Source organism: Streptomyces sp. NPDC002513 (assembly GCF_053595355.1).
The window spans coordinates 18,994-31,232 of sequence record NZ_JBSFXK010000008.1 but is presented as its reverse complement, the minus strand read 5'-3'; the positions used below and the strand labels follow the sequence as shown (position 1 = coordinate 31,232).

The following is a 12,239-nucleotide window of genomic DNA, read 5'->3' as shown; positions in this document are numbered from 1 at the left end:
TGACGCCCATGGGACTGCACACGACCGGCACGAGGGTGCCGGACACGTCTCCCGCCGAACCAGCCGTACCCCGCGGCTACGCCTGGCTGGTGTTCGCCCTGAGTTTCGGGCTCCTGCTGTCCGACTACATGTCGCGGCAGGTCCTCAGCGCGGTCTTTCCCCTGCTGAAGGTGCAATGGCTGCTCTCCGACGCCCAGTTGGGGTCGCTCAGCGGCATCGTGGCCCTGATGGTCGGTGTGCTCACCTTCCCTCTGTCGCTGCTGGCGGACCGCTGGGGCAGGGTCAAGAGCCTGGTCATCGCCGCACTGGTGTGGAGTCTGGCGACTTTGGGCTGTGCCGTCTCCGCCGGCTACGGCCAGATGTTCCTGGGCCGGTTCATCGTGGGCGTCGGAGAGGCGGCCTACGGCAGCGTCGGTATCGCGGTGGTCCTCAGCGTCTTCCCGGTCCGTCTGCGAGCCACGCTCGCCGGCGCGTTCATGGCGGGAGGGTCGTTCGGCTCCGTACTGGGTGTGTCGGCCGGCGGCATCCTGGCCCAGGCATACGGCTGGCGCTGGGCGTTCGGCGCCATGGGGATCTTGGGCCTGGTCCCGGCCGTGCTCTACGGCCTCGTGGTCACCGAGAAGAGGCTCGGGTCGGCCTGCGGCAAGCACGGCAGCACGTCCGGTGAACACGCCTCCCTCCGGACCCTGCTCCCGCGGCTGTTCTCCTCGGTCTCCGTCATCTGCGCCTACATCGGCAGCGGAACGCAGTTGTTCATCGCGATGGCCCTACTGGCCTGGATGCCCAGCTTCCTCAACCGCTACTACTCCATGGCCTCCGCGAAGGCCGGCCTGGTCGCCGGGGCCTTTGCGCTGATCAGCGGCACCGGCATGATCCTGTGCGGGGTCGTCGCGGACCGCCTCAGCCGACGGGCCGGAGGCCGGAAGTGGACCGTCGCAATCGCCTGCAGTCTTGGATCGCTGGTGCTGCTGATGAGCGGATTCCACCTGCCGACCGGTCCGCTTCAGCTCGTACTGATCGCCGCCGGGACCCTGGTGGCCGGGGGTGCCTCCGGCCCGGCGGCCGCCATGGTGGCGAATCTGACCCCTGCCGCCATCGCGGCGACGGCCTTGGGGGCAGCAGCCCGTCTCAAGGCCCGGCACCACCGGCGGGACGGGGCATTGCGACCGTGCGCTGATCCCCTCCGGCCGGGTAGTGCTCTCGTCGGACCCGGCAGCTTGTCAGCGGACCGCCGCCGGGGTGTCTCGCAGGGTGACGTTGGCGTGGCTCTCCTGGAAGCTCTGCTCTGAGACGAGGGTCAGCCGGGCCGTGGACTGAAACTCCGGCAGGGTTGTGGAGCCGCAGGAGACCATCGTGGTCCTGAGCTTGGCGATGGTCAGGGCGAGCCCTTCGCTGAGGTCGCCTGCGTAGGGGACGTAGCCGTCCACGCCTTCCTCGAAGAGCAACTGCCGGCCTCCCTGGCCGTAGCGCTGCCAGTTGCGGGCCCGGTTCGACCCCTCGCCCCAGTACTCCTTCACGAACCCGTCGCGGGTGGGCAGCTTCGCGCCGGCCGCCTGGTCGAAGCGCGCGAAGTAACGCCCCATCATGACGAAGTCGGCTCCCATCGCCAGCGCCAGCGCCACGTGGTAGTCGTGCACCAGCCCGCCGTCGGAGCAGATCGGCACGTACTCGCCGGTGCGTTCGCGCAAGGCGTCCCGGGCTGCCGCGACGTCCAGCACCGCGCTGGCCTGGCCACGGCCGATGCCCTTCTGGTCCCGGGTGATGCAGATGGAGCCGCCGCCCACCCCGACCTTGACGAAGTCCGCCCCCGCCTCGGCGAGAAACGTGAACGCCTCGCCGTCGACCACGTTGCCGCCGCCGACCGGGATCTCCGGATAGTGCTTCTTCACCCAGGCCAGAGCCTGCGCCTGCCAGTCGCTGTAGCCGTCGGACGAGTCGAAGCACAGCACGTCCACGCCCGCCTCCAGCAGGGCCGGGACCCGCTCCTGATAGTCGTGCGTGTTGATTCCCGCGCCCACGCGCAGACGCTTGGCAGCATCCACGAGCTGGTTCGGGAAGCGCTTGTTGTCCGTGTAGTCGGAACGGAACACCAGATGCTGCAGGTGCCCCGCGGAATCCACGACCGGGAGGCAGTCCAGCCGTTCGTCCCACAGTCGCGCGTTGGCCTCGGAGAGCGTGATGTCAGGCCCGGCATGGGCCAGGTCGGTGATGGCGGTCAACCGACCGCTGACCGGTCCGTCCAGGCCATGGCGCTGAGGGTGGAAGTCTCGGGAGGTCACCAGACCGAGCAGCCGGCCGGTGGCGGTCCCGTCGTGGGTGACCGCGGCGGTGCTGTGACCGGTGCGGCGCATGACGTCGGCCAGGAGGCCCAGGCTGTCGTCGGGACGGACGTTGGTGTCGCTGACGACGAATCCGGCCTTGAAGTTCTTCACCTGGAGGACCGCCGCAACCTGGTCCTGGATCGGCTGGTTGTGGTGCAGGAAGCTGAGACCGCCGTTGCGCGCGAGCGCGATCGCGAGATCGGGTGTGCTGACGGCCTGCATGATCGCCGACGTGAACGGGGACTGCAACTCGATCGCCGACGTCTCGCCCGCGATGTGCCGCGCCAGGGGCGTGCGCAGGTCAACCGTCGCAGCCGAGCAATCGGTCCGTGTCCGGTTCGGCAAGAGCAGAAACTCGTTGAACGTCCGTGAGACCTCGGCGATGATCTGTGCCACTCGTTCCTCCTGACCCGTCGGCCGGGGCCCGACTGCCCCGCCGTGCGATCGCCCCCGTGTCCCAGGGCCCGGGCAGGCAGAGACCGGCACGGCAGCCGTGGAGGTGCCACCAACTGCGGCAGAGCCCTGACCGGCCCGCGGGGCGCACGGGGTGCGGTCGTGACCTGGCACCCTATCGATTGACTCGGCGGCTGCACGAATCGTGCCCCGCACCGGACGCCGCCACTGTGCCGGGCTTGTGGAAGGAGTGGGCGTCCTCCCGGACCCGGGTGAACAGCGCGAACCCGTCATTGTGGGCGACCAGCCCGCCGAGTCCTGGGCACCGCGGCGCCGCTTTCACTCGGGTTCCTTCGATCATCCGGAGCTGCACACGGTCTTCACATCATCTACGTCCGCTGCCGACACACATTCCTCGTCCGTGAGAGCCCATGGGCGGTAGCCTCGCGTCACGCAGCGCTCGCTGCACGGGGGAGGCATCAGTGGTGACGAACTGGTCGGCGCCTGGATACAGCGAGATCCGGTCGTTAGGTTCCGGAGCAAGCGGTCGGGTGGCCCTGGCCCGCAAGGACGAGACCGACGATCTCGTCGTGATCACATACCTCTCCGCGGAACTCGTCAGCGACGCCGCGAACGCCGAGCGTATACGGCGCGAGGCCGCTCTGCTGGCCGGGATGAGGCACCCGAACATCGCACACATCGACGAGGTGCTCGACTCGCCCGACGGCGAGGACATGGCCCTGGTCATGGCGGCCGTCGAAAGCCGGACACTACGCGCGATGCTGTCCCTGCGCCGCCTGCTGCCCGAGGCCGCGCTGGCCACGGTGCGCTGTGCGCTGCTGGGCATGGCCGCCGCCCATGAACGAGGCGTCGTACTTCGCGACCACAACCCGGACAACGTCCTCGTCGATGCCGCCGGGCAGTGCAAGCTCATCAACATCGGCATCGCCGCTCCGACCGGAGAGGCCGGCCCTCTCCTGGGCGCCCCGCCCTACCTGGCGCCGGAACTGTGGGACGGCGCCCCCGCCTCACCGGCCTCGGATGTGTACGCCGCCGCAGTGACGCTCTTCGAGTGCCTCACCGGTGCCCAGCCGTTCCGCGGCTCCACCGCCGAACTGCGCTCTCTGCACCGCGACGCCCCGGTGCCGCTCGACCAAGTGCCGGATCCCGTACGAGGGTTGGCGGCACGGGGAATGGCCAAGGACCCGCAGCAGAGGTATCCCAACGCACAGGCCTTCATCGACGACCTCGATGCCACCGCCGACGCCGCCCATGGCCCGGGCTGGCTGGAGCGCGGGCTCCAGGCGCTCGCGGAAGCGGCCGAGGTCATGATCAGCGCCCCGGACGGTTCCGCGGCCTCTCCCACCGGGGCAGGCGAGCCCTGGTGGCAGAGCCGCAGGGCACGGTTCGCGGGCGTGGCGGCGGTGGTCGTTCTCGCTCTTCTGGCGGTGCTGCTGTTCCTGATCGACGGCAGCAGCACGGAAAACGTGGTGCGCAAACCGTTCGACCAGGCGTTGGCCGCACTCGCGAAGTCCCCGGGCGTGCGATATCAGGACCGGCACGTGAACTTCGAGTATTTCGACGTCACGATGACGGCGACGGGTGAGAAGTTCGGGAGCGTGGGGAGCACCCCCGATGCCTCGGGCAAGTCCGACGAAGCTTTTGTGACAGCCGGCGGCCGGGACTACATGAGTTTCAAGAACGACCCTGTGACCAGGGGCTGGAGGTACGATCCGGGCGATGACGAGAAGAACGCCGGCCCCGCTCTCAAGGACTACCTGGCGCCGGCCCAGCTGGCGGCGAAGCTGACCAAGGCGCTCGAGCAGCAGCCTCGGCTGCCGGTTGTCGGCGACAGAACGGCGGCATCCGTCAAGGTCCATGGGACGCCGGCCTGGAAGGCCGACACGGTGGACGGTTTCATCTTCGTCACGCGGAAAGCCCCCTACCGGCTGCTGCGTTGGGAACCGCCGGGTGTGAACACCCTCCCCAAGATCACGTCGACGAGCCGGCTGCCCCGGTCCGTCGAGGCCCGGACTCCGCTGTCCGACTCCCGCGGCATGGACGTCACTCCGATCACCGACGCCGACCGGCTGTACGCCACCGTCGTCAAGAACACCAGAGAACTCGCCGATGCCACGGCCGACTCCGTCCAGATCCTCCAGCAAAACGGCGGCGCGAGCGGTGTCCGCTGCAGTTCGTCCGGCTGCCACGTCCACGTGGCGTTCTCCGGCCCCGTCTACAACGCCACATCCACCAAGTACTCCCTGACCACGGTCTACATCGAACTGACCGTCGGCTCCATCACCACCGGAACCATAGAGGTCGGGGGATGCGCCAGCGGCCACCGACCCTACCGGCTGACCGGACGCACCCTGGACGGCACGCTCACCTGCGACAACCCCCGGGCCGGCGCGACCTACGATTCCGTCGACGCTCAGAACCAGCGCAAAGCGAACGCCGCCGGGAACAGCTCCTTCTGGGACGTCGCGAGCGACATCAATCTCCGGGTCTACCCGCTGAGCAGTGCCGACATCGACAAACTCGTCGCCACGCAGGAACGTGAACTGAAGTCCCTCGGCTAGGACTTGCGGGCAGGCGTTCACCTCGGACAGGGGGATATGAGGGATGGCCTCACAAGAAGCGGACTCACAAGAACACCCGCAGCCGAATCCCGTGGCGCTGCGAGACAGCATCACCTCAAGCGTCATCGCACAACTCGCTCCGGAAGAACTTCCGTTGGTCGAATCACTGCACGGGCTGGACGACGAGACGGCGCTCCGGGGTCTCACCAGGCCACGCCGCCGGAGCGAGCCGCTGGGATTCGGTCTCGAAGCCGTCGGCGCGCTGTTGACTCCCGTGCTCTGGATAGCCGTCGATGAGGCCGTACGCCGGGTCATCGACTCGACCGCCGAGCGGGCAGCACGGTCCGGGCGGCGCCGACTGTTCGGACGACGCCGCGAACCCTTGCCCCCGAGCGCGCCGGCCCTCACGCGTGAACAGTTGGAGACCGTCGAGCGGTGTGTGCGCGAAGCCGCTCAGCAGGCGCGCCTTTCCAGGGACCGCGCCGAGCGGATCGCGGACAGCGTCGTCAGGCGGTTGGCGCTGGCACAGCCAGGCGGTGAACAGCCCGAACAGAGCGCCGGAGGCAGCGCGTGACGGCAACGGGGGGAGCGCCCTCCGAGTCCCTGGACAGCCCGGCATCTCCCCGTCGGCCGCCACGCATCGGTGCGGGAACCACACAGCGCTTCGTCCTTCTGGCCGCGCTGTTCGTAGCCGGGGCGCTGTCCATGCTGTCCGATCTTGTGTCGCTGCTGACCGATCCCCTCAACAACATCGCAGGATGCGAGCTCGCAGCCGGCTTCGACCCCGTGCACAACAGCCCCGCCAACGTGCTGGCCCAGGACACACCGGCCTTCCACGTCTGCATCGACCAGCATGTCGGACGATGGACCCTGCTCTGGTTGCCGCTGCTGGCCACGGCGGCCGTGCTGATGCTCACGATCCTGCTCGCCCTGCTGATCCCTCGCTGGAAGGGACGACGAGCCCGGGTCAGGCCGCTTGAGCACACCGAAGTCACCGACTGGCTGGCCACTCTGGCCGCCACCAGCGGCCTGCCCAGGACTCCGGCCTTCGTCGTCGACCGGACAGCGCTGTTCAGCGCGAACGCTGTCGTCTTCGGACGGCCGGGGCGCTACACAGTGCGCCTCGACATGGGGCTGGTGAAGCTGTTTCACCAGGACCGCAGCGCGTTCGAGGCGACGATGCTGCACGAGTTCGCCCACATCCGTAACAGGGACGTCGACATCACCTATCTGACGGTCGCGCTGTGGCGGGTGTTCCTGATCGCGGTGCTGATCCCCTTCGCCGCGGTGAACGGCTGGAAACTGGCCGTACCCGCATCGGAGGACAACCCCTTCGACGGCTCGGGAGCCGTCCTCGCCCGCAATCTGGCCCTGGCCGCGTTCATGGTCGTACTGATGTACCTGACCACGGCCGATGTGCTGCGCACCCGGGAGATCCACGCGGACCTCGACGCGGTCGCCCAGGGTGCCGACGTGATCTACTGGACCCGGCACCGACGGCCCGGCCCGGGACGCCAGAGCCCCGTGCGAGCGGCCGGCCGTGCGGTGTCCGCGATTCTGCGCACTCATCCGGACTGGGACATGCGGGTCGCCGCACTGGCCGACGCCTCCGCACCCATCGCGGTCCGGGCCCTGCCGATGTTCCTGACCGGGGCATCGGTCGAGGTCCTCGGATACCTGATCACCTTCACTCCCGGACTCAACAACTATCTGCCGGGCTGGCTGGCCGACCTCGGAATGTGGCCTGCGGCGGCGCTGGCCACGGCCGTCGGAGGAGCCGCGGTCTGGCGCGGTGTGGTGTACGCCGGAGAAGGCGAACCCAGGCCCTCCGGGATCCGTGCGGGATTCTGGCTGGGCGTCGGCCAGTTGGGCGGAGAACTCGCGGTCAGCCAGTTCCTGGGAAACCAGTGGACTCCCGCGTTCCCGGAGGCGTTTCTGCTGCTGTTGGTGGTCATCGTGCCGACTGCGGTGCTGTGGTGGACCGCGGGTTGTGCCGGGCTGTGCGCCGATCTGCGGCCTGGCTGGCGACGCACCGCAGCCGGGCTGGTGACGCTCTCCGTCGCCGGGACGGCGTTCGCCTGGTGGTACGGCTGCTGGCAGGCCGTCGGCACCGCCTTCGCCACCGGCATGCCCTACTCGAACGCCACAGCACTCGAGTTCCTCAACCAAGGCTTCGCCCCCGCGGACAGGTTGGCACCGTCGACCACTGCGCATGTCATCGCGAACCTGACCATCGTCGTCGTCAGCTTGGCGAGCCGATGGTGGGGCATATGGCTGACGGCCGCGCTGTGGATCATTCCGCTGGCCGGCCTGGCGCACCGCCGTCTGCGACCCGTCGGCCGAGCCGACGCCCAGGGCAGGTCCGGCCCGCTCCCGGAGCGAAGGCGCCCGCCGCGCGCCCTCCTGTCCGGTACGGCATGCGGTGTTCTCGGTGGTGTCGCGGCGGGTGTCGGTGTCGTTGCCGTCACGTACCGCGCCCATGTGTGGATCTGGCAGGACGGGCAGTCGTTCGTCCCGGGCATCACCGTGTACGCCGACTGGCTCTTCGCCGTCCTGCTGGGCGGTGTCATCGGTGCTGTGCTGCTCACCTCGCTCCTGAGCCGCGGCGATGTCCTCGCGGCGATGGCGGCTGCGGGTTCCGCGATGGCCATCGGATCGCTCGTGCTGCTCGCGGTCAACGCGACCGACGGATGCGTGCGGCCGCTGAACACGGTGCGTTCCACGTGCGCGATCGCCACCGGCGGCGATCGGCAGGTGCTTTCCCTGTTCCTGCCGGAACTCCTCGCCATGGCCGGCATGGCCGCCCTGGTGGCGGGACTCCCGATCGCGGTCATCGCCAGAATCCCCGGGGCCATGCGGCCCGCTCCCGCCCGCCCCGGGGCCGCCCCCCTCGAACACGGCACGAGAAGACTCGGTGCCGTACGCCTCACAACCACCGCAGCGGTCTGCACCGTGCTTCTCGGTCTCAGCGCGGCGAACTACTCCACCGCGACCTCTCCGGCCTCGGCTGGAAACGCGAACCGGGCCGGCGCCGACCCGCTGATCACCGATCTCAGAAAGAGTCCCCTGTCCGACCTGCAACTCGGCTTTCAGGTATACGCATGGGCACACTTCGGCGGAGCCGACATCATGGGTGACTACGAGCAGGACCTGGCGGACATCGACCGCAGCGTCGCGTCGAACGGAACGATCGACGGACGAGCGATGAGGCGCGGCTGCACGCACCTGATCAAGACGATCGACCGGGCCTACGCCTACTTCCCCATCCCCGACGCCGAACAGCAGACCGCCTGGACGGCCGCACTGGCGAACAGCCGCAAAGGCGCACAGGACTGCCTCGATGCCCTCACCCCGTTGAACACGGCAAGGGCATGGCGTGCGCTTTCCGCGCTGAACCCTCCCGTGGACCCCGTGGCCACCCTCTTCCACGACCTGGACAAGCTGACGAAGCCGTTCGAGAAATAGCCGGGGACAGCTTCCCCCTGTTCGCCTCCGTGGCCGTCCTCGACGAAGGAGGCCACGAAATCGTCCTGCGAGACAGCACACGACAGTTCTCCGACGGTGGTGTCCGGGACACCCCCGGGCTGGAGACGCTGTGCTGGGCGGTCTCGGGGCTGCGCCTGTGGCTGATCGCCGTGCTGCCCGGCGCCTGTCGTCCGTACTGCTGTGGGCCGAGGTGAACCCGCCCGGACGGCCGGTGGGAGCGCGGGCATGGCCGTGCACCGGACCGGCCGCAGCCGTCCGGTGCACGGCAACTCCGCGTTCAGGGGTCATGGCCAGTCGATGTCCACTCTCCTCACGACGTACGACCCCATCCCAGGCGGGGCGGCGACCACCGCCGCCCGGGCCGCTCCGGCCGGGCCCGCAGCCGTGACCGCGCGGGCCGTTCCGGGCGGGAGTCGTCCGCCACGACCGGTGCGTCCGGCATCGCCGAGAGGACACCGGCCCTCGCGTACCAGTCGTCGAACACGCCGCGGAGCACCGGGTGGGCCGGGGTCGAGCGCCTCAGGGAAGCCATCACGTTTCTCCAGGTGTTAGTCGAGGCCGACCGGACGTCCCTGGTGTCGGCCATTCCAAGCTACTGAGAAACGGCTCGCTGATACCGTCCAATGGCATGCGGGTATCACAGACCAATGTGGCGGGCGATCTCCTGCTCGACCTGGGTCGGCACGGCGACGGACCGCTGCACGAGCGGCTGAAGCGAGCGCTGCGGTCGGCGATCCGGGAGGGGCGCATCGAGGTTGGCACCGCCTTGCCGCCCAGTCGCCGGCTCGCCGCCGACCTCGGCTGTTCACGCTGGGCGGTGACCGAGGCATACGGCCAGCTCGTCGCCGAGGGATACCTGGAGGCGCGCAGCGGCTCCGCCACCCGGGTGCGGTGGTCGAACACCTTCGACACCGACGTCGCGCGCCCCGCGACACGCCAGGCTCCGACCGCCCGTTTCGACCTCGCACCGGGCCTGCCGGACCTGCGCGCGTTCCCGCGCCGCCGGTGGGCCGACGCCGTCCGCGCCCAGGTGACTCAGGCGGGGGTCACGGAGCTCGGCTACCCGCCGGCCGGCGGTCACCTCCGGCTCCGCCGCCTGCTCGCCGAGTCCCTCGGCCGCTCCCGCGGCGTCACCACGACCGCGCAGGACGTGACGGTGTGCACGAGCGTGACCGACGGGGTACGGCGCATGTGCCACGCCCTGCGCGCCCAGGGCATCACCGCCGTCGGCTGCGAGGAACCGGGTTGGACACGGCTGCGGCAGGTGATCCGCGCGGCGGGCCTGGAGCCCGTGCCGATCCGTATGGACCACGGCGGCCTGCGCATCGACGACCTCGCCGGACATCGGGGCCTGCGCGCCGTGCTGACGGCCCCGGCGCACCAGTTCCCGCTGGGCACCGTGCTCGTTCCCGAGCGGCGCGCGGCGCTGCTCGACTGGGCCCGCCGGGTGGACGGCGTCGTCCTGGAGGACGACTACGATGCGGAGTTCCGCTACGACCGCCGCCCGGTCGCGGCCGTCCAGGGCATGGATCCGTCCCGGGTCGTGCTGTTCAAGTCGCTGAGCAAAACCCTGTCCCCGGCACTCGGTATCGGGTGGGTGGTGGCTCCGCCGCGCTGGACCCAACAGCTGCGCCAGACCGACCAGGTGGCCGCCCAGCCCTCGATCCTCGACCAACTCGCCTTCGCCGCACTGCTGGAATCGGGCGCCTACGACCGTCATCTGCGGGCCTGTCGGCAGCGGTACCGGCAGCGCCGGGACACCCTCGTCCGGGCCCTCGCCGATCAGCTGCCCGGTGCCCCGGTCTCCGGCATCGCGGCCGGCCTCCATCTCATTCTGCGGCTGCCCGCCGCCGTGGACACCGCCGCCGTGGTCGCGACGGCGGCCGCCCGTTCGCTGCGCGTCGCCGACCTCGCTGTCTATCACGCCACCGAGGACCACGCCGACCACGGCCTGGTCCTCGGCTACGGCAACCTCGCCGACAGCGGCCTGCACGAGGCGGTCCGACGCCTCCGCGAGGCGATCGAGTCCGGGCCGAGCGGACCGCTGGTCCTCCGGCCACGCCGATTCAACACATAGACCGGTCCGGCCACGCCCAGCGCGTTCACGACCGGCTGCCACGCGGCGGCGTCGGCCATGCCCCCGGCACGATGAGTGCCGCCTTCGCGCCCGCATCGCCGAGATGCCGGCAGCCCGGCAGCAGGACCTGGACGGGGCGTGCCGTCGGGCACGGATGGTCCGGTTCCGGGTCCGGCAGCGTCTGAGAGTACGTCAGGGCAGGGTCAGGATGCGGGGGCCCTGGTCGGTGATGGCGACGGTGTGCTCGATGTGGGCGGCCCTGCTGCCGTCGGTGGTGCGCAGGGTCCAGCCATCGATATCGGTGCGGTAGGTGTTCTGCCCGCCGGCCATGAGCATGGGTTCGATGGCGAGGACCAGGCCATGGCGAAGGGGGAAGCCACGGCCGGGGCGGCCGCGGTTGGGGACATGAGGGTCTTCGTGCATGCGGCGGCCGATGCCGTGGCCGCCGAAGTCGGCGGGCATGCCGCAGCCCGCCTTGCGGGCGACGGTGTCGATGGCGTGGGAGATGTCGCCGATGCGACTGCCCACCTGAGCGGCGGCAATGCCGGCGTCGAGGGCCTGCTGAGTGGCGTCGATCAGATCGAGGTCGCCGGGGCGTGGCGTTCCGACGGTGAAGGTGATGGCCGCGTCGCCCGTCCAGCCGTCGAGCTGGGCGCCGCAGTCGATGCTCACCAGGTCGCCGTCGCGCAGCCGGTAGCCGGTGGGGATGCCGTGCGACACGGCGTCGTTGACGGACGTGCAGATCACGGCCGGGAAAGCGACCGGGGCAAAGGACGGCCGGTATCCGAGGAACGGGGAGCCGGCTCCGGCCTCGGCCAGAACTGACCGGGCCGCTTCGTCCAGATCCTGCAGGGACACCCCCACGCCGGCTGCTTCTTGGACTGCGGCCAGGGCGCGGGCCACCACACGTCCGGCTGCCCGCATCGCGTCCAATGCGGCATCGGTCTTGATCTCCACCATGTGTTTGACTCCTTGCAGCACGTCGACCCAATACTTATACCGGTATTAGTATCACGGTCGTGGTGAGGAGTCCTCTGACACCGTGGGAACGGGAACGGGAACGCGGCGAGCGGTTCGGTGCGTTGCTGCGTCGAGCGCGCGGCAGCCGCAGCACGGCGGAGGTGGTGGCCGCGGCGGGGGCTTCCGTGGAGACCCTGCGCGAGAGCTTGAGGAGTTCATGGTGGAGCTGTCTGAAGACGCCGACGCTGTGATCGATACGACCGTCGGTTGAGAGGACGCGCCGGAGTTGCGGCGTGGATCGGGTCCCTGCAGGCTGTATCTGGCAAGCGACCTTGATGGCGTGAAGAGGTGACCGGGTTGCAGGGCCTTGCGCGCCCGGTCAGCCCTCCGAAACGTTGGTGTGGGTGACGCGTGCCGCCT

At 69.7% G+C, this 12,239-nt stretch carries 9 protein-coding genes and 1 pseudogene; 7 read left to right on the top strand and 3 right to left on the bottom strand.

From position 1 onward, the window contains the following. Window positions 1-8: 8 nt before the first annotated feature. Window positions 9-1,289 (top strand): MFS transporter, encoded by a 1,281-nt coding sequence (locus tag ACWD5Q_RS08060; RefSeq protein ID WP_451426182.1) that lies wholly within the window; start codon window positions 9-11, stop codon window positions 1,287-1,289. On the opposite strand, the gene ACWD5Q_RS08055 is transcribed toward ACWD5Q_RS08060, so the two are convergent. Beyond that, complete coding sequence (locus tag ACWD5Q_RS08055) at window positions 1,221-2,717, bottom strand: IMP dehydrogenase (protein WP_451426181.1); 1,497 nt, start codon at window positions 2,715-2,717, stop codon at window positions 1,221-1,223. The genes ACWD5Q_RS08060 and ACWD5Q_RS08055 overlap by 69 nt on opposite strands. Window positions 2,718-3,196: 479 nt before the next feature. Between ACWD5Q_RS08055 and ACWD5Q_RS08050 the strand changes: the two genes are divergently transcribed. The 4 genes from ACWD5Q_RS08050 to ACWD5Q_RS08035 all read left to right on the top strand — a co-directional run bounded on the left by ACWD5Q_RS08050 (window position 3,197) and on the right by ACWD5Q_RS08035 (window position 8,976). Then, the gene (locus ACWD5Q_RS08050; protein WP_451426180.1) at window positions 3,197-5,296 is read left to right on the top strand and encodes a serine/threonine-protein kinase; all 2,100 of its coding nucleotides are present in this window, start codon (window positions 3,197-3,199) and stop codon (window positions 5,294-5,296) included. A gap of 154 nt (window positions 5,297-5,450) precedes the next feature. Continuing rightward, window positions 5,451-5,870: a hypothetical protein gene (locus ACWD5Q_RS08045; protein WP_451426179.1), complete on the top strand. Its 420-nt coding sequence runs from the start codon at window positions 5,451-5,453 to the stop codon at window positions 5,868-5,870. After that, window positions 5,867-8,761 (top strand): M48 family metalloprotease, encoded by a 2,895-nt coding sequence (locus tag ACWD5Q_RS08040; protein ID WP_451426178.1) that lies wholly within the window; start codon window positions 5,867-5,869, stop codon window positions 8,759-8,761. Before ACWD5Q_RS08045 ends, ACWD5Q_RS08040 begins: the two co-directional genes overlap by 4 nt. Window positions 8,762-8,790: 29 nt before the next feature. Next, the gene (locus ACWD5Q_RS08035; RefSeq protein WP_451426177.1) at window positions 8,791-8,976 is read left to right on the top strand and encodes a hypothetical protein; all 186 of its coding nucleotides are present in this window, start codon (window positions 8,791-8,793) and stop codon (window positions 8,974-8,976) included. A 116-nt stretch (window positions 8,977-9,092) separates the two neighbouring features. Here ACWD5Q_RS08035 and ACWD5Q_RS08030 read toward each other — a convergent pair whose 3' ends face one another. Further along, complete coding sequence (locus ACWD5Q_RS08030; protein WP_451426176.1) at window positions 9,093-9,314, bottom strand: hypothetical protein; 222 nt, start codon at window positions 9,312-9,314, stop codon at window positions 9,093-9,095. A gap of 96 nt (window positions 9,315-9,410) precedes the next feature. Here ACWD5Q_RS08030 and pdxR point away from each other — a divergent pair, with 96 nt between their 5' ends. Beyond that, window positions 9,411-10,859 carry a MocR-like pyridoxine biosynthesis transcription factor PdxR gene (pdxR, locus tag ACWD5Q_RS08025; RefSeq protein WP_451426175.1) on the top strand — a complete coding sequence of 483 codons (1,449 nt, stop codon included), beginning with the start codon at window positions 9,411-9,413 and terminating at the stop codon, window positions 10,857-10,859. Window positions 10,860-11,051: 192 nt separating this feature from the next. Here pdxR and map read toward each other — a convergent pair whose 3' ends face one another. After that, on the bottom strand, window positions 11,052-11,819 hold the full coding sequence (gene map, locus ACWD5Q_RS08020) for a type I methionyl aminopeptidase (protein ID WP_451426174.1): 768 nt from the start codon (window positions 11,817-11,819) through the stop codon (window positions 11,052-11,054). Between the two features lie 59 nt (window positions 11,820-11,878). Here map and ACWD5Q_RS08015 point away from each other — a divergent pair. Beyond that, window positions 11,879-12,022, top strand: a pseudogene (locus ACWD5Q_RS08015) (helix-turn-helix domain-containing protein); the annotation flags it as partial. Between the last annotated feature and the right edge of the window lie 217 nt (window positions 12,023-12,239).

Coding starts and splice junctions, on each gene's coding strand:
- ACWD5Q_RS08060 (WP_451426182.1), top strand. CDS start 9: ATGGGACTGCACACGACCGGCACGAGGGTGCCGGACACGTCTCCCGCC.
- ACWD5Q_RS08030 (WP_451426176.1), bottom strand. CDS start 9,314: ATGGCTTCCCTGAGGCGCTCGACCCCGGCCCACCCGGTGCTCCGCGGC.
- pdxR (WP_451426175.1), top strand. CDS start 9,411: ATGCGGGTATCACAGACCAATGTGGCGGGCGATCTCCTGCTCGACCTG.
- map (WP_451426174.1), bottom strand. CDS start 11,819: ATGGTGGAGATCAAGACCGATGCCGCATTGGACGCGATGCGGGCAGCC.